Source organism: Plantactinospora sp. ZYX-F-223, assembly GCF_039649625.1.
Taxonomy (GTDB): Bacteria; Actinomycetota; Actinomycetes; order Mycobacteriales; family Micromonosporaceae; genus Plantactinospora.
Window position 1 is genome coordinate 114656 of the sequence record NZ_JBDJAV010000003.1, and the last position, 26276, is coordinate 140931.

Annotated in this window: 24 protein-coding genes; 19 read left to right on the forward strand and 5 right to left on the reverse strand. The window is 73.5% G+C overall.

Annotation, left to right across the window (positions count from 1 at the left end; genetic code table 11):
* The first annotated feature begins 51 nt into the window (after positions 1–51).
* Together AAH979_RS04275 and AAH979_RS04280 are read left to right on the forward strand one after the other, a co-directional pair.
* Positions 52–420 (forward strand): hypothetical protein, encoded by a 369-nt coding sequence (locus tag AAH979_RS04275; protein WP_346256679.1) that lies wholly within the window; start codon positions 52–54, stop codon positions 418–420.
* A complete protein-coding gene (locus tag AAH979_RS04280) occupies positions 413–1435 on the forward strand; it encodes a hypothetical protein (protein WP_346256680.1) in 1023 nt (340 codons plus the stop codon). The genes AAH979_RS04275 and AAH979_RS04280 overlap by 8 nt, the downstream gene beginning before the upstream one ends.
* Positions 1436–1466: 31 nt before the next feature.
* Here the strand turns inward: AAH979_RS04280 and AAH979_RS04285 are convergent, their stop codons facing one another.
* Positions 1467–1622 (reverse strand): hypothetical protein, encoded by a 156-nt coding sequence (locus AAH979_RS04285; protein WP_346256681.1) that lies wholly within the window; start codon positions 1620–1622, stop codon positions 1467–1469.
* Between the two features lie 164 nt (positions 1623–1786).
* Here AAH979_RS04285 and AAH979_RS04290 point away from each other — a divergent pair, with 164 nt between their 5' ends.
* From AAH979_RS04290 to AAH979_RS04305, 4 genes are read left to right on the forward strand one after another with little or no spacing between them, the layout of a single operon-like run.
* Positions 1787–2833, forward strand: coding sequence for an iron ABC transporter permease (locus AAH979_RS04290; RefSeq protein WP_346256682.1), 1047 nt, complete (start codon positions 1787–1789; stop codon positions 2831–2833).
* Positions 2830–3888, forward strand: coding sequence for an iron ABC transporter permease (locus tag AAH979_RS04295; protein ID WP_346256683.1), 1059 nt, complete (start codon positions 2830–2832; stop codon positions 3886–3888). The genes AAH979_RS04290 and AAH979_RS04295 overlap by 4 nt, the downstream gene beginning before the upstream one ends.
* Positions 3889–4704: an ABC transporter ATP-binding protein gene (locus AAH979_RS04300; protein ID WP_346256684.1), complete on the forward strand. Its 816-nt coding sequence runs from the start codon at positions 3889–3891 to the stop codon at positions 4702–4704. It begins immediately after the preceding gene.
* On the forward strand, positions 4686–5636 hold the full coding sequence (locus AAH979_RS04305) for an iron-siderophore ABC transporter substrate-binding protein (protein WP_346256685.1): 951 nt from the start codon (positions 4686–4688) through the stop codon (positions 5634–5636). The genes AAH979_RS04300 and AAH979_RS04305 overlap by 19 nt, the downstream gene beginning before the upstream one ends.
* Positions 5637–5730: 94 nt before the next feature.
* Here AAH979_RS04305 and AAH979_RS04310 read toward each other — a convergent pair whose 3' ends face one another.
* The gene (locus AAH979_RS04310) at positions 5731–6075 is read right to left on the reverse strand and encodes an SH3 domain-containing protein (RefSeq protein WP_346256686.1); all 345 of its coding nucleotides are present in this window, start codon (positions 6073–6075) and stop codon (positions 5731–5733) included.
* 230 nt (positions 6076–6305) lie between these two features.
* Here AAH979_RS04310 and AAH979_RS04315 point away from each other — a divergent pair, with 230 nt between their 5' ends.
* Both AAH979_RS04315 and AAH979_RS04320 read left to right on the forward strand, forming a co-directional pair.
* Entirely contained in the window at positions 6306–6647 is a 342-nt protein-coding gene (locus AAH979_RS04315) for a hypothetical protein (RefSeq protein ID WP_346256687.1), read from the forward strand.
* 72 nt (positions 6648–6719) lie between these two features.
* Positions 6720–7358, forward strand: coding sequence for a histone deacetylase (locus tag AAH979_RS04320; protein ID WP_346256688.1), 639 nt, complete (start codon positions 6720–6722; stop codon positions 7356–7358).
* Positions 7359–7592: 234 nt separating this feature from the next.
* On the opposite strand, the gene AAH979_RS04325 is transcribed toward AAH979_RS04320, so the two are convergent.
* Entirely contained in the window at positions 7593–8306 is a 714-nt protein-coding gene (locus AAH979_RS04325; RefSeq protein ID WP_346256689.1) for a DUF2071 domain-containing protein, read from the reverse strand.
* Positions 8307–8798: 492 nt separating this feature from the next.
* Between AAH979_RS04325 and AAH979_RS04330 the strand changes: the two genes are divergently transcribed.
* Entirely contained in the window at positions 8799–9290 is a 492-nt protein-coding gene (locus AAH979_RS04330) for a YbaB/EbfC family nucleoid-associated protein (RefSeq protein WP_346256690.1), read from the forward strand.
* A gap of 66 nt (positions 9291–9356) precedes the next feature.
* Here AAH979_RS04330 and AAH979_RS04335 read toward each other — a convergent pair whose 3' ends face one another.
* Together AAH979_RS04335 and AAH979_RS04340 are read right to left on the reverse strand one after the other, a co-directional pair.
* Positions 9357–12287, reverse strand: a complete 2931-nt coding sequence (locus AAH979_RS04335; RefSeq protein ID WP_346256691.1) for a beta-L-arabinofuranosidase domain-containing protein — start codon at positions 12285–12287, stop codon at positions 9357–9359.
* Positions 12288–12557: 270 nt separating this feature from the next.
* Positions 12558–13790, reverse strand: a complete 1233-nt coding sequence (locus tag AAH979_RS04340; RefSeq protein ID WP_346256692.1) for a helix-turn-helix domain-containing protein — start codon at positions 13788–13790, stop codon at positions 12558–12560.
* A 338-nt stretch (positions 13791–14128) separates the two neighbouring features.
* Between AAH979_RS04340 and AAH979_RS04345 the strand changes: the two genes are divergently transcribed.
* From AAH979_RS04345 to AAH979_RS04390, 10 genes are all read left to right on the forward strand, one after another.
* On the forward strand, positions 14129–16165 hold the full coding sequence (locus tag AAH979_RS04345; RefSeq protein ID WP_346256693.1) for a peptidase M6: 2037 nt from the start codon (positions 14129–14131) through the stop codon (positions 16163–16165).
* 77 nt (positions 16166–16242) lie between these two features.
* Positions 16243–17442, forward strand: a complete 1200-nt coding sequence (locus AAH979_RS04350) for an FAD-dependent oxidoreductase (protein ID WP_346256694.1) — start codon at positions 16243–16245, stop codon at positions 17440–17442.
* Positions 17429–17773: a 2Fe-2S iron-sulfur cluster-binding protein gene (locus AAH979_RS04355; protein WP_346256695.1), complete on the forward strand. Its 345-nt coding sequence runs from the start codon at positions 17429–17431 to the stop codon at positions 17771–17773. Before AAH979_RS04350 ends, AAH979_RS04355 begins: the two co-directional genes overlap by 14 nt.
* Entirely contained in the window at positions 17770–19185 is a 1416-nt protein-coding gene (locus AAH979_RS04360) for an NAD(P)/FAD-dependent oxidoreductase (protein WP_346256696.1), read from the forward strand. The genes AAH979_RS04355 and AAH979_RS04360 overlap by 4 nt, the downstream gene beginning before the upstream one ends.
* 89 nt (positions 19186–19274) lie before the next feature.
* Entirely contained in the window at positions 19275–20171 is an 897-nt protein-coding gene (locus AAH979_RS04365) for a dihydrodipicolinate synthase family protein (RefSeq protein WP_346256697.1), read from the forward strand.
* On the forward strand, positions 20164–21168 hold the full coding sequence (locus tag AAH979_RS04370; RefSeq protein ID WP_346256698.1) for a proline racemase family protein: 1005 nt from the start codon (positions 20164–20166) through the stop codon (positions 21166–21168). Before AAH979_RS04365 ends, AAH979_RS04370 begins: the two co-directional genes overlap by 8 nt.
* A gap of 281 nt (positions 21169–21449) precedes the next feature.
* Entirely contained in the window at positions 21450–23495 is a 2046-nt protein-coding gene (locus AAH979_RS04375) for a M6 family metalloprotease domain-containing protein (RefSeq protein WP_346256699.1), read from the forward strand.
* An 80-nt stretch (positions 23496–23575) separates the two neighbouring features.
* On the forward strand, positions 23576–24016 hold the full coding sequence (locus AAH979_RS04380) for a hypothetical protein (protein ID WP_346256700.1): 441 nt from the start codon (positions 23576–23578) through the stop codon (positions 24014–24016).
* Entirely contained in the window at positions 24013–24669 is a 657-nt protein-coding gene (locus tag AAH979_RS04385) for a TlpA disulfide reductase family protein (RefSeq protein WP_346256701.1), read from the forward strand. The genes AAH979_RS04380 and AAH979_RS04385 overlap by 4 nt, the downstream gene beginning before the upstream one ends.
* Before the next feature lie 26 nt (positions 24670–24695).
* Positions 24696–26213 (forward strand): aldehyde dehydrogenase (NADP(+)), encoded by a 1518-nt coding sequence (locus tag AAH979_RS04390; RefSeq protein WP_346256702.1) that lies wholly within the window; start codon positions 24696–24698, stop codon positions 26211–26213.
* Positions 26214–26276 lie beyond the last annotated feature (63 nt).

A 26276-nucleotide genomic window follows, 5' to 3' on the forward strand; every position in this document is an offset into this window, starting at 1 on the left:
CATCGTTGGCTACACTTGCCGTCACCCCGTCTCGGCGCTTGGAAGGTTGCGATGGCCGCCGATGAGTTCGCCGTCAATCTCCTGTCGCTGCAAGACTTCCAGCGCAGCCTCCAGCCTCGTATCGAGGCGGCGTTCGCCGCGCTGACCGCGCTCACCACCGCGCCGGGCAGTGACCGGCCGGCGCTGGGCGGGTTCCACGACGCACAGAAGACCGCCGACCGGCACCAGGACCTGCACGACGAGTACGTCGACCGGCTGCGCCGCCTGGTCACCGCGTTGACGGTGGCGCAGGCGGCCACCGCCCGGATCATCGAGAGCTACCGGACCGTCGACGAGCTCAGCGGCACGAACGCCCGACAGATCGCAGGCGCCCTCGGCGCGGTGAGTGAGGCTCTGCATGGTGGCCGACGCGATGGTTGACGAGTACCACGAGCGCTACCGGCAGCAGACCCACGAGGAGCTCTACCGGCTGCTGATGGCCGGCCTGCCGGCGCAGGTGGACAGCATCGCCGACACCTGGCACACCGTCGAGGGGACGGTCGGGTCGATCGCGACCGGGCTGCACGAGGACCTCACCCGGATGCTGCCCACCTGGACGGGGCCGGGCAGTCGGGAGTTCCAGTACCGGTTGGGCCTGATCATCAGTTTCGCCGGGAAGTTGGCCGAGGAGGCGGCGGCGATGCGCAGCGGGCTCACCGTGATGTCCGGCTCGCTCGCCGAGGCGCAGCGCCAGGCGGAGGCGGATCGGCCAGAGCTGGCCCAGGCGCGCTACGACGGGTTCGCCCCGGTGCTCGGCCACACGCTCTCCGAGGAGGAGCGCGCCAAAGCCCGGGAACGGGTCTCGGCCCAGGTGGCCCGGCTGGCCGCCGAGTATGCGGTCACCGATCACCGGAGCTGGCCGGCGACGATCCCGGTCGAACCGAGCGACCTGCCGGTGGTCGGCGGACTCGTCGGCGACCTCGACCTGCCGGCGGCGATCACGATCCCCGAACCGCCGCCGCTCGCGCCGGAGCCGCCGGCCACCACCGGGCTCGCCGGTGCCGGTGCGTTCGGTGACGCGACAGGGATGGGCGCGCTGGCCGCCGCGCCGCCGTCGGCGCCGTCCCCGGCCCAGCCGACCAGTTCGCTGAGCGGGGCCGGGCCGGCCCTGGCAGGGCTCGGCAACCATCTGATCAGTCGGGCGGCCGGTGTCGAGGGGCGTCCCGGCTCGGGCGGCGCGAGCCCGGCCGCGGCCACCAGCGCGGCGGCGGGGGCGGGAGCGGTGCCGATGATGGGTGCGGCCGGTGCCGGCGGCCTCGCCGGGCGGCCCGCCGACGGCTACCCGATCACGGATCCGCGGCTGGCCGGCGACGGCACCGCGTGGTCCGCCGACGGAACGCTGGACTGGAGCGACGAGGCCGACGCACCGCCGTCCATCCTCGGCCAGGACGACTGAGGCGGGTGCGGCTCCACGGGCCGCCGGTTGCTCAGCTCACCGCCTTCTGCACGAGTACGCCGATCCGCGCCTCCTCGGCGGCGGTCAACCCGGTCAGCGCGAAGGCGGCCGGCCACCTGACGCCGTCGTCGAGGTTCGCCTCCTCGTGGAAGCCGAACGTCGCGTACCGCCGCCGCTCCTTCGTCACTCGGGGTGAAGCGACGGTAGCGGCGGGACCGGAGTGCTGGGCGGATTGCCCGCTTCCCGGCTCCGGCGCAGGTCGCGGCGGTGAGATCCGTCATCCCGGTTAGGTGCGGCGAATGACGGATCGTAAGGTTAGCCGAACCTAATCCGAGGAGTACGGGAAAGATCGTGACGACGGTAGCGGCCGGGGTGACCGGGCCCGGCACCCGGCCGAGCCGCCGGGGCGGCCGGCGCGTCGCGGTGACCGCCGCGGTGGCGGTACTGCTGGTGCTGACGGTGCTGGCCAGTCTCGCACTCGGCAGCAAGCCGCTCGCGCCCACCCAGGTCTGGCACGCGCTGGTCGCGCCGGACGGTGCCGAGGCGAGCACCATCGTCCGGGAACTGCGGGTGCCGCGTACCCTGCTCGGGCTCGTTGTCGGGCCGGCGCTGGCGCTGGCCGGGGTACTGCTCCAGGCGCTGACCCGCAACCCGCTGGCCGAGCCCCGGATCCTCGGGGTCAGCGCCGGTGCCTCCCTGGGCGTGGTCCTCGCGATCGCGGTCTTCGGGATCGGCACGCTGGCCGGGTACGTCTGGTTCGGCGTCGTCGGCGCCCTCCTCGCCGGCCTGCTCGTCTTCGGCATCGCCAACCGGGCCCGCGAGGGCGCCAGTCCGGTGACCCTGGCACTGGTCGGCGTCGCCCTGGACGCGAGCCTCGGCGCGACGGTCATCGCCCTGCTCACCATCGACACCCGCACCTTCGAGGAGTACCGGTTCTGGGTGGTCGGCGGCCTGACCGGCCGGGACGCCGCGGTCGCCGCCCAGGTCGCGCCCTTCGTGCTGGCCGGCCTCCTGCTGGCCGGCTTCGCCGCCCGCGGCCTGGACGCGCTCGCCCTCGGCGACGACGTAGCGCGCGGCCTGGGCCACCGGATCGGGCTGGTCCGGCTCGCCGGGGGAGCGGGCGCGGTGCTGCTCATCGGGGCGGCGGTCGCGGCGGCCGGGCCGATCGCGTTCATCGGGCTCGCCGTGCCGCACCTGGCCCGCGCCCTGGTCGGCGCCGACCACCGCTGGACCCTCGCGGTGGCGGCGCTGCTCGGCCCGGCGCTGCTGCTCGCCGCCGACATCATCGGCCGGCTGGTGGCGCCGCCCGGCGAGGTGCCGGCCGGCATCGTCACCGCGCTGCTCGGGGCGCCGCTGCTGGTCCTGCTGATCCGTCGCGCCCGGGTGGTGACCGCGTGACCGGCCGGAGCGAGGTGATGGCGGCGGTGCCGGCGGGCCGCAGCGTGGTCCGGCTCGGCCCCACCCGGCTGGTGGTGCGGCACCGGCCGCTGCTGGTCGGCGGGGTACTGGTCGTGCTGCTCGCCGCCGCCGTGGTGCTGGCCCTGTCGCTGGGCACCCCGTACGTCGCCCCGCAGGACGTGCTCGCGTCGCTGCTCGGCGCCGGCACCCGGTACGACCTCGTCGTACTCGAACTGCGGCTGCCCCGGGTGGTGCTGGCGGTGGCGGTCGGGGCGGTCTTCGGCATCGCCGGCACCCTGATCCAGAGCGTCGCCCGCAACCCGCTGGCCAGTCCCGACGTGGTCGGCGTCAGCCAGGGGGCGGGACTCGCCGCCACGGTGGCGCTGACCAGCGGGGCGAGCGCCGTGCTGATCGCCCCGGCCGCGCTCGCCGGTGGCCTGCTCGCGGCGGTCGCGGTGCTGCTGCTCGGCCTGCGGCACGGCCTGGCCGCACAGCGGTTCGTGCTGGCCGGGGTCGCCGTCGCGGTGGCGCTGCGGGCGCTGACCGAGGTGGTGATGCTGTCGGCGGACCCGATCGACGGGATCCGGGCGCAGCTCTGGCTGGTCGGCACGCTGGCCGGCAAGGGCTGGCGGGAGACGGCGTACCTCGGGGTGACCCTGCTGGTGCTGCTGCCGGTGCTGCTCTGGGCCGGCTGGGCGCTGAACGGCAGCGCGCTGGACGACGACACCGCACGGGGGGTCGGGCTGCGTCCGGTCGCCCGCCGGGTCGGCCTGGCCACCACCGGGGTACTGGCCGCCGCGATGGTCACCGCGCAGGTCGGTGCGGTGGACTTCGTCGCCCTCGCCGCCCCGCAGATGGCCCGGCGGCTGGTCCGGGCCGAACGGCCACCGCTGTTCTGCGCCGCCCTGGTCGGGGCCCTGCTGGTGGTCCTCGCCGACCTCGCCGGCCGCCGGCTGTTCGCACCCACCCAGCTTCCGGCCGGGGTACTGACCGCCGCCCTCGGCGGGCCGTACCTGATCTATCTGCTGCTCCGCGGCCGACGGAAGGTCTCCTAGATGCTCTCCACGCGCGATCTCGCGGTCGGGTACGAGGACCGGACGGTCATCGACGGTCTCGACCTGGAACTGCCGTCCGACGCGTTCACGGTCATCGTCGGGCCGAACGCCTGCGGCAAGTCGACCCTGCTGCGGACCATGGCCCGGCTGCTCACCCCGCGCCGGGGCACCGTGCTGCTCGACGGGGAGGCGATCCGGGACCTGCCGACCCGCGCGGTCGCCCGCCGGCTGGGCGTACTGCCGCAGAGTCCGCTGGTGCCCGAGGGGGTGACCGTGGCCGACCTGGTCGGTCGGGGGCGGCAGCCGTACCAGCGGTGGTGGCGGCAGTGGTCGCCGGAGGACGAGGAGGCGGTCCGCGAGGCGATGCTGCTGGCCGACGTCGCGGCGCTGGCCGAGCGGCCCGTCGACACCCTCTCCGGCGGGCAGCGGCAGCGGGTCTGGATCGCCATGACGCTGGCCCAGGACACCGAGGCGCTGCTGCTCGACGAGCCGACCACCTTCCTCGACCTGGCCCACCAGGTGGAGGTGCTCGACCTGCTGCACCGGCTGCGTACCGAACGCGGCCGTACCGTCGTCGCCGTCCTGCACGACCTCAACCAGGCCGCCCGGTACGCCGACCACCTGATCGCGATGCGGGACGGCGCGGTGGTCGCGGCCGGACCGCCCCGACAGATTCTCACCGCGGACCTGGTCCGCGACGTGTTCGGGCTCGATTGCGTCGTCGTGCCCTGCCCGGTGACCGGGGCGCCACTGGTCGTCCCGGCCCTCGGCACGCTGTCCCTGCAGAAAGGTTCCTCATGCGCCGCACAGTCATAACCCTGCTCGCCGTCGCCGCCCTCGGCACCGGCCTGGCCGGCTGCACCAGCAGCGATCCGGTGGTCGGGGAGGAGGCCGGGGGAGGCACCCGGACCATCACCCACGCGATGGGCAGCACCGAGGTGCCGGCGCAGCCGAAGCGGGTGGTCGTACTCGACTCCGACAAGATCGACACCGCCCTCTCGCTCGGTGTGGTGCCCATCGGCGCCGCGCAGGCCGGCGAGGTGGCTGGCTGGCCGTCGTACTTCGGCGCGGAGAAGGTCGCCGGGATCAAGCAGGTCGGCCTGCTCACCGAGCCGGACCTGGAGGCGATCACCGCGTTGCAGCCGGACCTGATCCTGGGCAGCAAGTTCCGCCAGGAGAAGTTCTACGACGAGCTGTCCGCCATCGCCCCGACCGTCTTCACCGAGCGGGTCGGCATCACCTGGAAGGAGAACTTCCTCCTCGACGGGCAGGCGCTCGGCAAGGAGCAGGAGGCCAAGGACCTGCTGGCCGCGTACGAGAAGCGGGCCAAGGACCTTGGCGTCAAACTCGGCGACGCCGCCGCCCGGAAGATCTCGATCGTCCGCTTCCGGCCCACCGAGATCCGGGTGTACGGTCCGGAGTCCTTCTCCGGCCTGGTGCTCGGCGACGTCGGGCTGGGCCGGCCGGAGCGCCAACTGCTGGCGAACAAGGAGGACAAGCGGTTCGACAAGGTGAGCCCGGAGCGGATCTCCGAGGTCGACGGTGACATCATCTTCGTCACCGCGTTCGGCGAGAAGGCCGCCGCCGAGCAGGCCAGGGTGACCGGCGGCAGCCTCTGGAAGAACCTCACCGCGGTCAAGGCCGGCAAGGCGTACGTGGTCGCCGACGAGACCTGGATGACCGGGATCGGTGTCACCGCGGCCGGCAAGATCCTCGACGACCTGGAGAAGTACGTGCCGGCCGCCTGACCCGTCCGGCCCGGCCGGCAGCGGCTCCGCTGCCCAGGCGCGCTCGCGATCGGCGGGTCGCCTGGGCAGCCCGCTGCCCCGGGGCTCGGCGGGTTCAGCAGTTGCGCAGCGGCAGGTTGCTGAGCATGTCGTTGCGGACCCAGCCGAGCTTGCCGGTGGTGTGGTCGAAGATGTGCGACCAGCCGGCCTTCTGGCAGTCCAGCCGCACCAGGTGGTTGGGGTAGCCGAGCCCGACCGAGGTGCAGTCGGTACTGGGGCCGGTGCGGATGTTGACCCCGGAGGCGGCGAAGAGATAGCCGGTGCCGCCGTCCCGGATGCTCCAACCGTTGTCGGGGCAGGTCGCGGCGGGGGCCGCCAGCGCGGGCGTACCCGGGACGACGGCCGCGACCAGCGACGCGGCGCCGAGGGCGAGTGCGGCGACGGTGGACTCGATGCGCATGCGGTTTCCTCTCGTCGACGATCCGTTCCGGAGCGGCTGCCACACCGAACCACTCCGCTGCTTCAGCACGGCTTCATCCGACCCACGGCGGCGAACGCCGGGCGTCCCGACCCGGGTCCGGGAGGTGGACCACACCGGCGTCACCCGCGCCGACCTGGTCCACGTCGCCCGGCGACAACCGGACTAGCCTGGTCACCGCACGGCTCGCAATCAGGAGGCGCGGGGGGTAGATGAGCGAGGTCGATCCGCACATCCACGTCGATCGGCGGGTGGTGCAGGCGAGCGCCGGAGCCCGCGACGTGCTGGCGTCGGCGTTCGGTCTGATCACCGACGCACCCGCTGTCGTCAGCACCGGTTGCGGGCTCGAGGTGCCGTACGCGATGACCTCTCCTCGTCCGGAGAGTGTCACCTGCCTCCCCTGCCGCGAACATGCCCACCGGGAGCACCTGCGCTTCGCCGACCAGATCGAGCGGCTGGGCCGGATGGCCGGCAGCACCATCACCGGCGACCAGGCGAGCCAGGTCGCGCAGCGGCACCGGGGCCTGGCGGAGCGGTTCTCGACTGAGGCATGACGGGGGCAGCACCGATTCGGGTGGGGCGCTGCGCGTGTGGCCAGCCGGCCGCCCCGGGCCGGATGATGGCTCATGGCCGTGCCCGACCCGATCCCGATCAGCCGCCGTCCCGCCGACCCGGTAACCGGCCTCGACCCGGTCTGGTACGCCGCGTACGGGTCGAATCTGGATGCCGACCGGTTCGGCTGCTATCTGGGTGGCGGCCGGCCGGTGGGCGGGCACCGAGACCATCCCGGTTGCCGGGACAGCAGCCCGCCCCGGGACGACCGTCCGGTCCTGCTCTCCGGCGGTCTCTACTTCGCGCTCGAATCACGGACCTGGTCCGGCGGGATGGCGTTCTACGACCCGGGGCTGCCCGGTGTGGTCGCGGCGCGGGCGTACCTCCTCTCCGCCGAGCAGTTCGCGGACGTCGCCGCGCAGGAGATGCACCGTTCGCCGAGCGGTCCGCTGGACCTGATCGCCGCCGCGGTCGCCGCCGGCCGGGCGAGTACCGGCCCGGGCCGGTACGAGACGGTGGTCTGCGCCGGGATCCTCGACGGGTATCCGGTGCTCACCCTCACCGCACCCTGGCGGGCCGGGGATGTGCGACCGAACCCGCCAGCACCGGCGTACCTCGCCACCATCGCCCGTGGCCTGCGGGCTAGCCACGGCTGGACCGACGAGCAGATCGCCGCCTACCTGGCCGGCTGGACCCTGGCGGCGCGGCAGTGAACCTGGTACGACCTGGACAGCGCGCGGAACGCGCCACCGATCGCCCGTGGCCACGACGGTCTGCAGTGGGAGGTCGAGCAGGGATCGGTGCGCACCGGGACGTCAGCCTGGGTCGGGGCCAGCGGCCACCGGCGGCCGTCGTGACCGCTGGTTGTGCCAACGTACCCGGCCTCGCCCGTGACCGGCCCGTCCGCCGCTCGCCGGCGACCGGCTCAGCCAGGGGCCGACGTAGGTTCAGCGGTGCCACCAGCTCACCCGTACCGGGACGCCGGGGGATGCGTGCACCAGGGGATCATCGGTCTGCGCCGGCAGTCCGGCTCCGGTGAGCAGGTTCTGGTCCAGCCGCCGCAGCTCGGCCCGGTGCAGCGGCCACGGTGGATGTTCGACCTCGGCGGTGACGAGTCGGCCGGCGACGACTGTGAACAACCGGTAGCGGGCGGTCAGGAACTGGGCCACCTCGTCGTCGGGACGGTCCAGCGGCGGGCCCAACCGGACCTCCGCGTCGGCGCGCAGTCCGGCCGGACCTGGCCAGCGGCGCCGGCACCGGTAGCTGACGAGGGCGTCGTCGACCTGTACCCGCATGTCGGACCAGTAGTAGGGCAGCGCGTAACCGGCCCTGGCGGCCAGCACGGCCGGCAGCCTTGCGGCGTCGAGCGAGAAGAACCAGATTCCCTCGCGTCCGCGCCGGTCTTGGACGTAGGTGCGGACGTTGGTCTCGGGGAACTCGGAGAGCCAGGGCACCGCCGGGACTCCGGGCGCCCGGACACCCTGCATGAGGAACGGGGTCAGTCCGACCCACGCCGCCCCGTCCCGGGTCTGCACGCTGAGCCCGGCCGGAAGTTTCGGCTGGATGACCTCCGGGGAGTACCGCCAGTGGATGAAGGTGATCCAGTTCCACCGGTGGTACATCACCGGCCGGGACACCCGGGGCGGCGGTGGGATCGTCATCGTCGGCTCCCTCCGCCTCCGGCGCCCGCATGCCCGGCGGGAACGGTCGTTCGCCGACCTCACCGCCGGCCTCGACGCGGGGGCGACCTCCGTGAACGTAGCCCTGTCCCTTCCCCGCCCCGTCGCTCCGAAACCTCTGGTTCGGCGTCGGAGTGAAGCCTCGCCGGTTGCGGCCGGAAAGCGCCCGGAAGGTCCGTCCAAGTGGTTTCCGCCGCTCCCGCTCACCGAGGGCGTGCGCGGCTACCAGATGTTCGAGAAGAAGCAGGACGGCTGCCTCCGATCCGTGTTGCACCCGCCCTGACCGACCCACCCGCTCACCGACGGTCATGCCGGTTCGGCGGCGCGCGGGCCGGCGGTGGCGGCGAGGTACCGCCGGTCAGCGCCCGCGCTCCGCCCGGCCGGAGCGCCGGGTGCACCGGGACAGGCGGACCGCCGGACGGGTGCCGGGGCAGACTGGTCGGTGGTGACCGGTGGGCCGGGAGGAGTTTCGGCATGTGGAACAACGAGGCGGAACTCGACGCGGCGCAGCGCCGGGTGGACGCCTGGCAGGCCGCCTTCGCCGACCGTGCGGAGCGGGTCGCCGCGCTGTCCCGCCGGCTGGCCGGGATGCGGGTGACGACGCGTGCCGGCGACGGACTGGTGGAGGTGACGCTGGACACCTCCGGGATGCTCGTCGACCTCTGGTTGGACGAGCGGACCCGGCAGCAGCCGGCCGCCCAGGTAGCCGTGGAGATCCTGGCCACCGTCCGGACGGCCCGGACAGAACTGCTGCACCGGATGACCGAGGCGGCGGTGGAGTCGCTGGGCGCCGACGACCCGGCCGGTCAGGCGCTGGTCGACTCGTACGCCAGCCGGCTGGCGGCGCCGGAGACCGAAGCGACCGGCCGGCTGGCGGCGCCGGAGACCGAAGCGACCGGCCGGGCGGCGGCGTTGGAGACCGAAGCGTCCGGCCGGGCGGCGGGCTCGGCCGACGCCGCCGGGTGATGGCGTCGGGGTGCGACCTGCCAGGGCGGCGATCGGCGGTGACCGGCCCGCGCCACCAGCGCCGGGTCAGGGAGCCAGGTCCGGCCGGGCCCGGGCCGCCGCGACCAGGATGGCCCGGCGTTGCTCGGCGGTGTGCCGGCCGGCCGCCAGCCACTCGTCCGAGACGTCCCGGACGGTACGGAGGAAGTCGCCGTGCCGGGGGAACGGTGCCGACGCCCAGACCCGGTCGAGGAAGGTCTCGCCGTCAGCGTCGCGCAGCGCGTCGTTGGGTACGCCGGTCCGGACCGACCCGAACACCACCTCCGGCTCGACCCGCCGGAGGTACGGGTGGTAGGCGTTGAACTCCCCGGGCACCGGGTCGGAGATGTAGTACGGGGCCAGCAGGTAGCCGTGGGTGGTGAAGTGCATCGGCGTCCCGGTGGGCTGGATGGCCCTGCCGAGGTCGCCGTCCAGCTTGACGGCGGGGAAGAAGGTGAACTCGCGGTAGCTGGGGGTGGCGTCCCGGACGACCATCAGGGTCGGGCCGTACATGATCGACTGCACCGACCTGTCGTCGAGAGCCTTCTCCACCCGGAAGCGCAGCGGCATCGAGATGTCGATCCGGTCACCCTCCCGCCACCGCCGGTCCAGGATCAGGTAGCTGCCGGGCGCTGCCTTGACCCGCTGCCGGACCCCGTTGACCCGTACCGTGTAGTCGGGGCCGGCCCAGGACGGCACCCGCAGCTTGACCCGCAGCCGGCCGTGTCCACGATCGAACCGGAGCGTGCTGGCGCCCTCGGCCGGATAGGCCGTCTCCTGGCTGATCACGAAGCCCCGCTCCGACCAGGTCAGCACCGAGGCGATGAAGAGGTTGACGTAGAGGGTCGAGTCGTCGGCCGAACGGAAGTAGATCGACTCCTGGTATTTGGTGTGGCTCTCCAGGCCGGTGCCGTTGCAGCAACTCCCGTTGCCGCCGTACCGGCTGTATTCCACGACGTTGCCGATCCGGCGAGATCGGCCGGGCCACATGTTCTGGTGGTACGTCACCTCGGTGCTGGTGACGCTGTCCACGTCCCGCCGGGAGCTGAGGATCTGGTTGTGCAGCGCCTTCTCGTAGTAGTCCAGGTACGCCGGGTCGGGGTCGTGGAAGAAGAGGTTCCGGGTCAGCCGGAGCATGTTGTACGCGCAGCAGGTCTCGGCGTGCCGGGGGTCGTTGGCGGAGCTGAACCCGGAGGTGATGATGCCGCGGGCCCGGAAGTGCTCACTCTGCCCGGCGCCGCCGTTGCTGAAGATGCGGTGCGGCACCACCATCGCCCAGAAGTTCCGGGCCGCCCGGTGGTAGTCCCGCTCGCCGGTCCGTTCGAAGATCCGCAGATAGCCGATGTTCGGCGCCATGTACTGGTTGGCGTGCCGGCCGCTGAGTTCGTCCCGTTCGGCCAGTGACGCGGCGAAGAGGGTACTGAAGGTGAATGCCTTCGCCGTGTCGAGGTACCGCCTGCGCCGGTCGCGGTCGGGGGCGAGGGCGGAGAGTTCGGCCATCACCTCGTTCATCGAGCCGGTCTCACCGGCACTGTAGATGTCCCACATCCGGTCCAGGTCGGCCCGGCTGAGCCGGCTGAGCCGGCTGTGCGCCCAGTCGCCCATCCGGAAGACGATCTCCAGCGCCTCCTCGTTGCCGGCCAGGTGGTACGCGTTGAGCAGGCCGCGCATGATCTTGTGACAGGTGTACCAGACCGCCCAGACGGCGTTCGGCCCGCTGTTCGGCTGGAAGGTCGGCGGTTCGAGGCGGCTGAACTGGCCCTCCGGAAACGCGGCCAGGAAACCGGGGTGGGCGGTGCCGACGATGGTGGCGGCGTGCCCGTTGCCGGAGTGGTCGACCGCGGTCTCGCCGTCCTCCTCGAACCGGTACCAGGCCAGTGGGGTGGGCGCGGCCGAGGTGGCCGGCGACCGGTCCGGGGCGGCGAGCGCGCGGACCTCCTCGGCGCTCAGCGCCCGGTCGTAGATCTGTAGGTCGTCCACAGTGGCGCCCAGCAGCGGGTCGTTGTTGGCGGGGGAGCGGCCGATCCAGTTGGCTGTGGTCCGGCCGAGACTGGCCGGGCCGAGCGTCACGGTGCCGGCCCCGGCCTCGATGCCGTCGAGGTAGATCCGGGCGGTGGCATCGCCGGTGGAGAGGGTGACCGCCAGGTGCGTCCACTCGCCGACCGGGACGGGCACCCCGGCGTCGACCCGCTGCTCACCGCCGCTGCCGCCGGTCGTGATCGCGAACCTCGGACCGGCGCCGGCCGCGATCCGGGCGGTCAGCGACAGGTAGGACTGCCCTCCGGAGCCGAAACTGAAGATCCGGGCGCCGGTCTGGGCGCTCGCCAGGTTCACCCAGGTGGCGACCGTGAGGTCCGTGACGCCGTCGAGGATGCCGGCCGGCATCAGCACGTACTGGTTGGGGTGCGGGTCGCCGAGCCGGACGGCCCGCCCGGACCGGCCGGTGACCCGGCCGGGGTTGCGCCGGTCCAGTTCGCGCTGGCACGTGCCCAGCTCGGTCACCAGGTAGTCGAGCTTCTGCCGGAAGATCTCCTCGCCGGTGTCGGCGTAGCACTGCGCCAGCATCGTCAGGTAGTGCCCGGTGAAGTGGCCCCGGAGCAGGTGGTTCGGGGTGTCCCAGCCGCCGGGCCAGGTGCCGGGGGCGGGCAGCCCGGCGTTGGCCCGGAACAGGTGGAGCATCCGGTCGGGGCCGTCCAGGACACCGCCGGTGCCCGGGTAGTTCCGCGCGTAGTTGAGCATCCGGTCCCGCTTCTGCTGGAAGATCCCGTCGCGCAGTGCCACCTGGTTGAGCGCGAACGGCTTGACCAGCCAGTTGTCCGCGACCCAGCCGGGCCGGGGGACCGGGCCGGGGCGACCGGTACCGCTGCCGGCCGGCGACGCCGCCGCGGCCCCGGCCGGGACGACCGCCGTAGCGGCGGGTGCGGTGGCCGCCAGCGCGCCGAGGCGCAGGGCGTCCCGTCGGGAGAGGTGGTTGCTCACGGTGGCCTCCTCTTTGCTGCCGATCGTCACGGTCGCGCCCGGGGGCGGGTGGCCGGGCACTTCTAATCCCTTGCGGACGGTGGGGCCGGGCGGACTCCGCCGCGATCCGACCGATCGGGTACGCCTGGTCAGGGGACGGGCGCCGCCGTGCGTCGAGCGGCGGCGCGTCGGATCGAGCTGCCGTAGCGGAACGCCGGAAGATCCGGCGATGCCGAGCATGTTAGCGCTCACAGACCGCGTCGGGTCAAGAGCCGGAAGCGGGACGGGGGTTCAGTTCGCCGGTCGGTAGTGGCCGGTGAGCCGGCCGAGTTTCAAGGCCAGGTGCAGGCAGAGCCGTTCGTTGCCGTCCTTCAGGTCGGTCTCGGCGAGTTGCTCCACCCGGTGCAGCCGGTAGTAGAGCGTGGTCCGGTGCAGCCGTAGCTGCTCGGCCGTGGCGTGCGCGTTCCCGGCCAGGTCGAGGTACGCCTCCAGCGTCTCCAGCAGCACCTGGTGGGAGTCGTCGCGCAGCAGCCGTTCCAGCCCCGGGTGCACGCCCGCGACGTCGAGGTGCTGGCCGTTCATCCGGGACAGCATCCGGTAGATGCCCAGGTTCGACCAGGCGATGATCGGGCCGAGCGCGGAGAGCTGCCCGCCCACCCGGGCCGACTGGAGCGCCTCGTCGTAGGCGTGCACCACGTCCGTGAGCCGGGGGCGGGGCTCGCCGATCCCGACCACCACCCGGGCCACCGTGGGGAGGCTCCGGGTCGCCTTGTGCAGCGCCTCACTCAGGTGCTTGGCGGTCGCCTCGGCGGTCGGCCGGCCGGCGCCCTGACCGCCACAGATCAGCAGTACGCCCTGGTCGTGCCGGATCAGGTGCAGTGCCTCGCGTACCCCGACCCAGCGGCGGGTCGCCACCAGCACCTGTTCCAGGGCGATCCGGGCCACCTCGTCGAGTACCTGCCCCCGGGCCGGTACGAGCTGCGCCACCACCGCGTTGGCCGGCCCGTCGGCGGCGACCACACCCTCGGCGAGCAGCGAACGGACCGCCTCGGTGCGGATCTCCGGACTGTCCACCAGCAGCGCCCGGGCCGCCTCCGCCTCCCGCTGCGAGGCCAGCTCGCCGAGCAGGTTCTCCCGGTAGAGCGCGAGGGAGAGGTCGGACATCGCCCGGGTCACGGTCTCGATGTCGGCATCGGTCATGCCGCCGTCGGCGTCGATGAACCAGACGAAGCCGAGCAGCAGGTCGTGGTGGGTGATCGGCACGCAGAGTCGGGGCAGCAGGTCCAGCTCCGGGCAGGCGGGCGTGCGGACCGGGGTACGGGCCTTCATGATGCCGACGTCGTGGAACCAGGAGATGACCTCGGGCGTGGTGTGCCGGCGCAGGATGGAGGTCCGGCGTACGTCGTCCATCAGCCCGGTGTGCTCGCTGTAGACGACCACCCGCTGCCGGCGGTCCTCGATCAGCGCCGGCCGGCCCACCCGGGCCGCCACCGCGTCGACGATGCGTTGCAGCTCCGTGTGCATGCCTTCGCTGATCCTCCTCGTGGCCGGCGGGCGGCCCGCCCCGCCGGTGCACCGACGTGGACCGCCGGTCCTTACCCTCCGACGGCACCGGCCCGGTACGCAAGTGCTTCGGGGCGTACGGCACAAGTCCCGACAGAAGTCCTGATCCGCCCAGCGGGCTTCCTGCATCTGTCCGAAGACCCGGAAACGTCGATGTCCTTACCGTGCTTGCGACATCCGGGGCTTGCGACATCCGGGGCTTGCGACATCCCGGTACCGTCGCGCGACATCCCGCGCCCCGACCCGACCGACCACCAGCCGGAGCACCGAGCCGAGTACCCCGACCCGAAGGAGATGCGTTGCGCCGCGCTACCCGCACAGACCAACTCCGCAGGGCGTTCACCGCGGTCGTCGCGGTCGTCGCCGCGACCGCCCTGCTGCCCGGACCCGGGATCGGACCGGCCCAGGCCGGGCCGGGCACCAGAGCCGCGCCACTGGATCCGGTCGACCCGCAGACCTGGCAGGACCAGGAGACGATGACCTGGGACGACTACCGGCCGGTGCCCGGCGCCAACTGGGCCGATCCGAGCCGGCAGCCGAGCCAGCGCAAGCTCCGGATCGCCCTGGTCGCCGCCGACTATCCCGACCAGTCGTTTGTGATCACTCAGAACCGGGGGTCGGACCCGTTCCGCAACCCGCAGGTCGCCCCGGTCGCCCGGGCCGACGTGGCCCGGTTCTACGCCGACTTCTGGGGCACCCCGAGCGCACTCAACCACGGCCACACGGTGCACGAGTACTGGATGGAGCAGACCAACGGGCGGATCGGGGTGGAGTTCACCCCGTTCGGCCCCTACCGGCTGCCCCGCAAGCAGTTCGAGTACGGGCTCAACGACATCGGGCAGAACGGTGCCGGCTGCCCGGCCGGGTCCACCTGCAACGGCAACCTGGACGCGGACGTGGACGCGCTCTGGCGGGCCGCCGAGGGCTCCGACGTGCGCGACCGGTTCGACCTGGTGCTGCGGGTCTACGCCGGCTACGACGAGACGTCGGTCTGGCAGGAGTTCGGCGAGATGATGTTCCAGACCAGGGAGGACGTGCCGGATGCCTGGGGCCCACCGGACCCGAACCTGCCGAACTGGGTGCGGTCCCGCTACGTCGACTGGACCTCCTGGAAGGCCGGCTCCCAGCTCTGGGGCTCGTCCAGCATGCGGCAGGGCGAGAGCTCCGGCACCATCACGCACGAGATCGTGCACACCTTCGGGATCGCCGACAACAACAACAATCCGTACGTGTCGCCGTACCGGCGGGTCGGGTCGGGGACCTGGGACGTGATGGACCGCGGCTCGTTCAACGGGCCCGGCGGCCCGCACAACCGGTGGGTGGTGCCGGCGGCCCAGGGCGCGGCGATGCCGGCCGGGCAGACGCTGCGGAGCAAGCTCAAGCTCGGGCACATCGACGAGGCGCAGGTGCTGCGGCTCTCCCGGGAGGCGCTGCGCACCACCGGCGTCGCGGTGGTCACCGTGAAGGCGCGCACGGCGGTGCCGGCGGCCCGGGACATCCAGGGGGTCCGGATCGGCATGGACCGGGACCTGACCCCGGCTTGTGACATCAACGCCGACCCGCTCTGCCCGGGCAGCCCGGTCTACAACTGGTACAGCCTGGAGACGGTGCAGCGGATCGGGGCGGACTCGTTCACCCCGGACAACGGGGTACTGCTGGCCAAGAACAAGGACGCCGAGACGAACACCTGCGGCTACACCTGCTTCACCTGGGTGGTCGACGCGAACCCGCAGGACATCGACATGGTCGACTACTACAAGCCGGACGGCACCCCGGTGAAGCGGACGGTCGCCGACTACCGGCAGCTCAACGACGCGCTCTTCCACGCCGGCACCCGCTCCGGCAGCGAGTACGAGTACGTCGACACCGCCAACCGGCTGCACTTCTACGTCCTCGACCGGTCGGTCGGCGCGGACGGGGTGCTGTCGTACACCCTGGGGGTCCGGCACCTGGACGGGGCCGGCAACTCGGTGCGCGGTGTCGGGGTCGCCGCCGCGGGCAGCCCCACCGGCAGCCCGACCGGAGGCGGCGCGACCTGCACCTTCGCCGTCACCAACACCGGCCGGTACGTCGCCGGCGGGCAGGCGCACCCGGAGGACGCCTCGGCGTACCTGCGCGCCGACGTCTACCGGCTCTCCGCCACGGTCAACGGGGCGGGTTGGACGGTCACCCTGCCCAACGCCTTGACCACGGCCGGGTTCGGCCGGACCGTGAACGTCAAGGTGGTGGCCACCGCGACCGCCGGCGCGACCCAGGTCGGCCGGGTCACCCTGACCGCCCGCTCGGAGAGCGATCCGAGCCGGACGGCGACGGCCACCTGCCGGGTGAACCGGTAGCGGAACGGACCGCTGGACCGCCTCCCGCGCCCCGACCGGTGCGCGGAGGCGGTCCGGCCGGCTACGGAGGGAAGGGCATGGCGGGCAGCTTCGACGTGGTGGTGGTCGGCGCCGGTATCGTCGGCGCGGCCTGCGCGTACGCCTGTGCCCGGCGGGGGCTGACGGTCGCCGTACTGGAGCGGGCCGGCCTGGTCGCCGGGGCCACCGGTTCGGGCGAGGGCAACCTGCTGGTCTCGGACAAGCTGCCCGGCCCCGAGCTGGAGTTGGCGCTGTTCAGCAACGGTCTCTGGCGGCGCTGGGCGGCCGAACTCGGCGACCGGTACGGCGACATCGAGCTGGAGGCCAAGGGCGGCCTGGTGGTCACCGGGGTCGGCCCGGGCGCCGACGGCGCGGCCGGGCTGGCCGGGCTGCGGGAGACGGCCCGGGCGCAGGCGGCGGCGGGCGTGCTGGTCGAGTTGCTGGATCCGGCCGGGGTGCGCGAGCGCGAGCCGGCGATCACCCCGGAACTGGCCGGTGGCCTGTGCTACCCGCAGGACATGCAGGTCATGCCGGCGAAGGCCGCCGCCGCGCTGCTGGCCGCCGCCCGCGACCGCGGCGCCGAGGTACGGCTGCGTGCCGAGGTCACCGAGATGCTCCGGGACGCCGCCGGTCGGGTGGTCGGGGTGCGGACCGGCACCGGTCCGGTGGCCGCCGGACACGTGGTGAACGCGGCCGGGGCCTGGGCCGGCCGGCTCGCCGGGCTGGCCGGCGCGGACGCCCCGGTCGCGCCGCGCCGGGGCTTCATCCTGGTCACCGAGCCGGTCCCGCCGCTGGTGCGGCACAAGGTCTACTCGGCCGACTACCTGGCGAACGTGGCCAGCGGCGACGCCGGGTTGCAGACCTCGACGGTCGTCGAGGGCACCCCGGCCGGCACCATCCTGATCGGCGCCAGCCGGGAACTGGTCGGCTTCGACCGCCGCTACAACGCCGAGGCGGTCCGCCGGCTGGCACAGGGCGCCGTACGGCTGTTCCCGCCGCTGGCGGCGGTCCGGGTGATGCGGGTCTACCACGGTTTCCGGCCGTTCTCCCCGGACCACCTGCCGGTGATCGGCGCCGACCCGCGCATCCCCGGCCTGGTGCACGCGCACGGGCACGAGGGTGCCGGCATCGGGCTGGCGCCGGCCACCGCGCACCTGGTCGCCCAGGTGGTGACCGGTGAGCGGCCCGACCTGGCGCTGGACCCGTTCGACCCGGCCCGGTTCTCGTCCGAAGTGGAGACCGCAGGTGCGACCACCTGAGCCGGTTGACGGCCGAGCCGGCGTACCGGCCGGGTTCACCATCGTCGTCGACGGCGAACCCGTACCGGTGCGCGCCGGCCAGACGCTGGCGGCGGCGCTGCTGGCCGCCGGCCGCCGGACGACCCGGCGGACCCGGTTCGCCGGCCGGCCGCGCGGCGTCTTCTGCGGCATCGGGATCTGCTTCGACTGCCTGGTCGTCTGCAACGGCGAGCCGGGTGTGCGGGCCTGCCTGCGCCCGGCCGCGCCCGGCGACGTCGTGGGGACCGGTGGCGGGCCCGGCCCGGAGCCGGGGGACGTGCTCGGGCCCGGCGCCGGGGAGGACGCCCGATGAGCGGCGGCGGAAGCGGTCGGCTGGCCGTGGTCGGCGCCGGGCCGGCCGGACTCGCCGCCGCGCTCGCGGCGGCGGACGCCGGTGCCGAGGTCACCGTGCTCGACCTGGGCCAGCGGCCCGGCGGGCAGTACCTGCGCCAACCCACCGTGGCCGGCGTCCGGCCGGCGCCGCACCCCGCCCGCTTCGCCGACCTGCTGCGGCAGGCGGACACCCACCCCCGGATCACCGTCCACTCCGGACAGCAGGTCTGGTCGGCCGAACCCGCCGACGGTGCCGCCGGTGGGGCGACGCTGCGGCTGTCCGGCCCGGCCGGTCCGACCACGCTGACGGCCCCCGTCGTGCTGCTGGCCCCCGGCGGGTACGACCGGGTGGTGCCGTTCCCCGGCTGGGACCTGCCCGGCGTGGTGACCGCCGGGGCGGCACAAGCGCTCGCCAAGGGGCAGGGCGTGCTGGTGGGCCGGCGGGTGCTGGTCGCCGGTACCGGCCCGTTCCTGCTCGTCGCCGCCACCGGGCTGGCCTCGGCCGGTGCCGAGGTCGCCGGGGTGGTCGAGGCGGCGCCGCTGCGCCGCTGGTGCCGGCACCCGCTGGCGGTCGCCGGGGCACCGGGCAAGCTCGCCGAGGCGGCCCGGCACTTCACCGCGCTGCGCCGGCACCGGATACCGCTCTGGCGCGGCCAGGCGGTGACCGAGGTGGTCGAGGACGGCGCCGGGCTGCGCGCCACCGTGCGGCGGGTGGACGGCGGCTGGCGGCCCGGCGAGGTGACCCGGAGCGTGCCGGTCGACGCGGTCTGCGTCGGATACGGCTTCACGCCGTCGGTCGACCTCGCCGTCGCGCTCGGCTGCGCCACCCGGACCGACCCGGCCGACGGCAGCCTGGTGGTCACCGTGGACGAGTGGGGCCGCAGCAGCGTACCGGGGGTGCTGGTGGCCGGCGAGGCGACCGGGGTCGGGGGTGCGGACCTGGCCGTCGCGGAGGGCCGGCTGGCCGGGCTCGCCGCCGCACACCGGCTGGGCCTGCTCGACGACGCCGGGCTGGCCCGGACTACCGCGCCGGTCGTACGCCGCACCGCCCGGCAGCGCCGCTTCGCCGCCGCCATGCACCGGGTGCACCGGGTGCCGGACGGCTGGACGGACTGGCTGCGCGACGAGACCGTGGTCTGCCGGTGCGAGGAGGTCACCGCCGGGCGGCTCCGCGCCGACGTGGCCAGGTACGGCCTCGACGACATCCGTGCGCTGAAACTCGTCACCCGGGTCGGGATGGGGCTGTGCCAGGGTCGGGTGTGCGGCCGGGCCGCCGCCTGCCTGCTCGCCGCCGCCTCCGGCCGGGACCAGCCGCTGGAAGACTTCGCCAAGCGTCAGATCGTCATGCCGGTACCGCTGGGTGCCGTTGCCGAGGAAGGACCAGTTCAGTGAACCCTTTTCAACCTGAACCGCGCGGCGCAAGCGCCCCGACTTCCACCCGCGGCCACGACGGACCGCAAGGGGAGGTTGAGAAGGGTTCAGTGACAGCTCGCGAACCCTGGCAGGGTGTCGTCGTCGCCATCCCCACGCCGTTCCGGGACGACCTCTCCGTCGACGTCGACCGGCTCCAGGAGCATGTCCGGTGGCTGGCCGACGAGGGCTGCCACGGCGTGACCCCGTGCGGTTCGCTGGGGGAGTACCAGAACCTCTCCGACGCCGAACGGGCCGACGTGGTACGGGCGACCGTCGAAGCGGCCCCGGACGGGTTCTCGGTGGTCCCCGGCGTCGGCGGGTACGGCAGCCGGCAGTCCCGGCACTGGGCCGAGCAGGCACAGGCGGCCGGCGCGCACGCCGTACTGGCGCTGCCGCCGAACACCTACGCGGCCCGGGACGTCGACGTGCTCGCGCACTACCGGGAGGTGGCCGCGGTCGGGCTGCCGGTGGTGGCGTACAACAACCCGTTCGACACCAAGGTGGACCTCACCCCGGAACTGCTGGCGGCGGTCGCCGAGACCGACGGGGTGGTGGCGGTGAAGGAGTTCAGCGGGGACGTACGCCGGCTGCACCGCATCCGCGACCTCGCCCCGCACCTCGACGTGCTGGCCGGTGCCGACGACGTACTGCTGGAGCTGGTGGTCTGCGGGGCCACCGGCTGGATCGCCGGCTTCCCGAACGCGCTGCCCCGGCTCTCCGTACGCCTCTACGAGCTGTGCCGGGCCGGCGACCTGGCGGCGGCACTGCCGCTCTACACCGAGCTGCACCCGATCTTCGGCTGGGATTCCAAGCCGGAGTTCGTCCAGGCCATCAAGCTCGGCATGGAGCTGGCCGGCCGGTACGGCGGCCCGTGCCGGCCGCCCCGGGGCGCCCTCGCGGAGCCGGCCCGGATCCAGGTGACCAAGGACATGGAGCGGGCGTTGAAGGCCGACGCCGATGCGTAGCCGGTTGGTGCTTTCCGCCGTCGACTCGCACACCGAGGGGATGCCGACCCGGGTGATCACCGGTGGCGTCGGGGTGCTGCCCGGCGACACCATGCTGGAGCGCAAGCGGCTCTTCGAGCGGGACCGGGACGGGCTGCGCCGGCTGCTGATGTTCGAGCCGCGCGGCCACTCCGCGATGTCCGGGGCGATCCTCCAGCCGCCGACCCGGCCGGACGCCGACGTCGGGGTGCTGTTCATCGAGGTCTCCGGCTGCCTGCCGATGTGCGGGCACGGCACCATCGGGGTGGCCACGGTGCTGGTCGAGACCGGGATGGTGCCGGTGGTCGAGCCGGTCACCACCATCCGGCTGGACACCCCGGCCGGGCTGGTCAGCGTGGACGTCGCGGTCCGGGACGGCCGGGCGACCGGGGTGACGCTGCGCAACGTGCCGTCGTTCCTGCTCGCCGCCGACCGCAAGGTGGAGGTGGGTGGGGAGATCGGCACCATTCGCTACGACATGGCGTTCGGCGGCAACTTCTACACCATTGTGGAGGCGGCGGACCTGGGGCTGCCGGTCGAGCCGGCGGCGGTGCCGGAGCTGATCCGGCGCGGGCTGCGCGTGATGGACGCGATCAACGAGCAGGCGCCGCCCCGGCACCCGACGATCCCGGCGATCGACGACTGCCGGCACGTCCAGGTGGTGCAGGACGGCACCGACGGCGCGGATGCCCGCAACGCGGTGGTGATCCACCCCGGCTGGGTGGACCGGTCGCCGTGCGGCACCGGCACGTCGGCCCGGATGGCCCAGCGGCACGCCCGGGGCCTGCTCGACCTGGACACGCCGTTCGTCAACGAGTCGGTTATCGGGACCCGGTTCACCGGCCGGCTGGTCGGGACCACCATGGTCGGCGAGCTGCCGGCGGTGGTGCCGACGGTGACCGGCCGGGCCTGGATCACCGGGACCGCGCAGTACCTGCTCGACCCCGAGGATCCGTTCCCCGAGGGCTTCCAGATCTGACGGTTCGGGCCGGACCGTCCGATCCGGGCGGTCGATGGCTCGTCCGGTTCGGCCGGGCCGGTCCGGGCGGCTTCGGCAGGTGTCGGAACCGGTCGGGGCACCCGGCGACATCTGTAGGGTGACGCCGCCGGTCGGGCCGCATAGATTCGCGTCGGCGTGATCATGATGACGGGCCGGAGGTGTCGGGACGGGGCCGCCGACTGGCCGGACGGTCACGGAGCGTCCCGCACGCCGCAGTGGAGCGCCGCCGGCGCCCCCGAGGGAGAACGAGAGGTGACTGGATGCACCTACTGTCCAGCAGAGGCATGGCGTGGCGGTCGGCGCTGGCCGCGACGCTCGCGGCGGCACTCGTCGTCGGCGTCGCCACGACGCCGGCCTCCGGCGCTCCGGGCAACCCGGCCGGCGGCACCGGCCCGTTCGACGTACTCGACCCGCAGTCCTGGGAGAACCCGGACGGGATGACCTGGGACGACTACGTCACGCCGCCGAACACCAACTGGGCCGACCCGACGGTGGCCGGCTCGGTCCGCAACTTCAAGATCGCTCTGGTCACCCTCGACTACCCGGACCAGCCGTTCGTGGTCACCCAGCGGGCCCGGTCGACGGTCTTCGGCAACCCCCAGTCGACGGCGGCGAACATCCCGCGCGACCAGGTGGCGGCCTTCTACACCGATTTCCTCAACAAGCCCAACGAGCTGAACAAGGGCCACACCCTGCACGAGTACTGGATGCAGGACTCGGGCGGCCGGTACGGGGTGGACCTGACCGGCTTCGGCCCGTACGAACTGCCGGCGAAGTCCTACCAGTACGGCATCGACAACGGGACGATGAACCCGGGCGCCTGCCCGAGCGGCGAGCAGTGTGCCAAGAACATCCGGACCGACGGGCTGGGCGCCTGGCGGGCGGCGGTCGGTGACGAGGTGGCCGACTCGTTCGAGCTGGTCTTCATCCTCTCCGCCGGCCAGGACGAGTCGTCCACCTGGCAGGAGTTCGGCCAGATGATGTTCCAGACCAAGGAGGACGTGCCGGACGCCTGGGGCCCGCCGGACGCCAACCTGCCGAACTACGCGCGTACCCGGTACGTCGAGTGGACCTCCTGGAAGGCGGCGTCGACCATCTGGCCCAACGCCGGTGGCGGCTCCTCCACCCAGGCCGAGAGCTCCGGCATGGGCGTGTACGCGCACGAACTGAGCCACCTGCTCAGCATCGGCGACAACTACAACAACCCGTACGGCACGCCGTTGCGGCGGGCGTACACCGGCATCTGGAGCATGATGTCGCGCGGCTCGTTCAACGGGCCCGGCGGTCCGCACACCCGGTGGCAGATCCCACCGGTCAACGGCGGCTCGATGGGTTCGCTGCACACCGTCCGGGACAAGATCAAGATCGGTCTGCTCGGTGAGGAACACCTGCTGCGGCTGAGCCGGGAGGCGCTGGCCACCTCCGGCATGGTGGTGGCGACGGTGACCGCCCGGGCGGTGGACGCCGGTCCGAAGGGGCTCACCGGGATCAACATCGCGATGAACCGGGACCGGTCGCCGGACTGTGACCCCAACACGGATCCGCTCTGCGACGACGGCAACTTCAACAACTACACCGTCGAGGTCGTGGACCGGATGGGTGCGGACTCGTTCACCCCGGACAGCGGCGTGCTGCTGTCCAAGACGAAGAACGCCGACAACGCCCCCTTCGTCTGGGTGATCGACGCCAACCCGCAGGACATCGACATGATCGACTTCTACCGGCCGGACGGTACCCCGCAGAAGATCACCATGGGGGACTACCGGCAGCTCTCCGACGCGCTGTTCCACGCCGGCACCCGGTCGGGCAGCGAGTACGAGTACGTGGACGAGGCCAACCGGCTGCACTTCTACGTACTCGACCTGAAGCGCGACGCCGACGGCGTGCTGTCGTACACGGTAGCGGTGCGCTCGCTCGACGGCGCCGGACCGAGCAGTCACGGCGTGGCCCTGTCAGGCGGCGAGGTGACCACCGCGACCCGGCCGTCCAACCGGGGCGTGACCTGCTCGTTCACCCTGACCAACACCGGCGCGTACGCGGCCGGCGGCCAGGCGCACCCGGAGAACGCGACGGCCTACCTCACGTCGGACGTCTACCGGCTCTCCGCCTCGGTGGGCGGCAAGGGCTGGCGGGTGGAGCTGCCGAACGCACTCGCCGCCGCCGGGTTCGGCAAGTCCAGTACGGTCCGGGTCTCGGTCGGGGCGACCCCGTCGGCCACCCAGACCGGCGTCGTCAGGCTCACCGCCACCTCGGAGAGCGACCCGACGAAGACCGTGACCAAGCAGTGCCGCGTCCAGAAGTCCTGACCCGCCCGGCGGGACGCCCGGGAGGTGGCGCGCACGGCGCCGCCTCCCGGGCACCTCGCTCCGACCATGCCGGAGGGAAGATGCGGCGGGTCCGCTACCGCCACCTGCTGGCGGCACTGCCACTGCTGCTGCTCGCCCCGCTGGCCGGCTGCGGCGACGACGAGGAGCCGCGCGCCGCGATGACCGTCCGGGTGCTGGTCCGGGACATCAACCTCCGGCCCGAGGGCGTCGAGTGCGCCGGTACCGGGCCGTACACCCACTTCCACAACCGGGCGGCGTACCGGGTGGTGGACGGCGACGGCGAGACGCTGGCCGAGGGCGAACTGCCGCCCGGCAAGTCGGTCCGGACCTTCGCCGAGGACCTGGAGGTGCCGCGCGTCCCGACGTTCTGCGAGTTCGCCGTCCCGGTCTCGGTGGCCGACCGGGACGCGTACCGGCTGGTCGTGGACGACCGCCGGCCGATCGCGCTGACCAGGGACGACAGCGAGGGGCCCGCGCTGGTCGCGGTGGTGCCCTCGTGACCGGGCCGGTCCCGCCCACCCTGCCGGGGCACGGACGGACGCGGTGGTTCGGTGCGATGCGCCGGCCCCGCCTCGCCGCCCTGCTCGGGGTCGCCGCGACGGTCGGGGTGCTCGCGGCCGGCTGCACCGGAGACGGCGGCGCGGACCCCGAACCGGCCCCGCCGGTGGCCGGCGGCGCCGCCGCACTGCCCGGCCCGGTGCCGGGTGACCTGGCGCTGCGACCGGCGCCGACCGACCTGCCGGCCGCACCGAAGGTCACCGGTACGCTGACCGACGGCAGCCCGCTGGCGGTGCCGGACCTGTGGGCCGACCGTCCGGTGGTGCTGACCTTCTTCAGCTCCTGGTGCAACACCTGTGCGTCTCGGCAGGACGCCCTCAGCGAGCTGGCCCGTGCCCACCGTGACAGGGTGGTCTTCGTCGGGGTGGCCGGCGCGGACGAGCCGGACGCCCTACAGGAATACCTGCGCCGGCACCGGGTGGAATATCCGGTACTGGTGGACGGAGACCAGCGCATCGGTCGGGCGTACGCGGTCCGGGAACCACCGGCGGTGGTCGTCGTCGCCAAGGGCGGCACGCTGCTGCGCGGCTGGCCCGGCGGAGTGGACGCGCCCACCCTGGACAGTATGTTGCGGAAACTGGTATTCGCCCCGTGAACCCGACTGGACCGACGGAGACTGGCATGGACCTGGACCAGCCGATGAACCCCTACACCGGCGCACCGACCGGTCATCCGGTGCCACACACCGGTACCGACGGACTGGACGCGGTCTGCCGGCTGGCGGCCGCCGCCGCCCCGGCGTACGCGGCACTGCCGCTGACCACCCGCGCGGACCTGCTCCGCCGGATCGGTGCCGCGCTGGAGGGGGCCCGGGACGAGATCGTCGCGCTCGGCGACGCCGAGACCGGCCTCGGTACGGCCCGGCTGCACACCGAGCTGACCCGGACCCGGGTGCAGTTGGAGATGTTCGCCGACGCCGTGGCAGAAGGGTCGTTTCTGGAGGCGGTGATCGACCTGCCCGACCCCGACGCGCTGCCGGCGCCCCGACCGGACCTGCGCCGGATGCTGCTCCCGGTCGGTCCGGTCGCGGTCTACGCGGCGTCGAACTTCCCGCTCGCCTTCTCGGTGCCCGGCGGCGACACGGCCAGCGCGCTGGCCGCCGGCTGCCCGGTGGTGGTGAAGGCGCATCCCGGTCACCCCGGACTCTCCGACCTGTGCGGCGCGCTGGTCGCCAACGCGCTCGCCGAGGGCGGCGCCCCGGTCGGCACGTTCGCCGTGGTTCGGGGCATGGAGGCCGGCCGGGCCCTGATCACCCATCCGGCGATCACGGCCGGCGCCTTCACCGGCTCCGCCACCGGTGGGCGGGCGCTCGCCGACCTCGCCGCCGGCCGACCCGACCCGATCCCGTTCTATGGCGAACTCGGCTCGCTGAACCCGACCGTGGTCACCCCGACGGCGCTGGCCGCCCGGGGCAACGCCATCGCCGAGGCGTTCGTCGGCTCGGTCACCCTCGGCGCGGGCCAGTTCTGCACCAAGCCCGGCCTGCTCTTCCTGCCCGCCGGGCACGGGCTGGACGGGGTACTCGGCAAGGCGGTCGGCGCGGCCTCGTTCGGACCGCTGCTGGGCGCCCGGATCCGCGACGCGTACCAGGAGGGGGCCGCCGCCCTGGCCGCGGTGCCCGGGGTACGCACGGTGGTCGCGCCCGCCCCGGTCGACCAGCCGGGCTACCGGGCCGGTGCGCAACTGCTGGCGGTCTCGGCCGGTGACCTCGTCCGGCACGCCGACCGGCTGCTGGAGGAGTGCTTCGGCCCGGCCGCCCTGCTGGTCGAGTACGCCGACGAGACGGAACTGCTGGCTGCGCTGGCCGTGGTCCCCGGCGCGTTGACCGCCACCGTGCACGGCGAGGGGGCCGGTGACCCGGTGGCGGCCCGGGTGGTCGACCTGGCCGCCCGGCGGGCCGGCCGGGTGATCTGGAACGGCTGGCCGACCGGGGTGGCGGTGACCTGGGCGATGCAGCACGGCGGACCGTGGCCGGCGACCACCGGCTCGCTGCACACCTCGGTCGGGGTCACCGCGCTGCGCCGCTTCCTGCGCCCCGTCGCCTACCAGGGCATGCCCGACGAGTTGCTGCCGGCGGCGTTGCGCGCGGCCAACCCGCTGGGCATTCCGCGCCGGGTCAACGGGAAACTCCTGACCTGACCTGCCCGGCCGGTCGCGCCGGGGAGCGTCTCGATGTCCGGGTGGCTCATCGACGTCACCGTC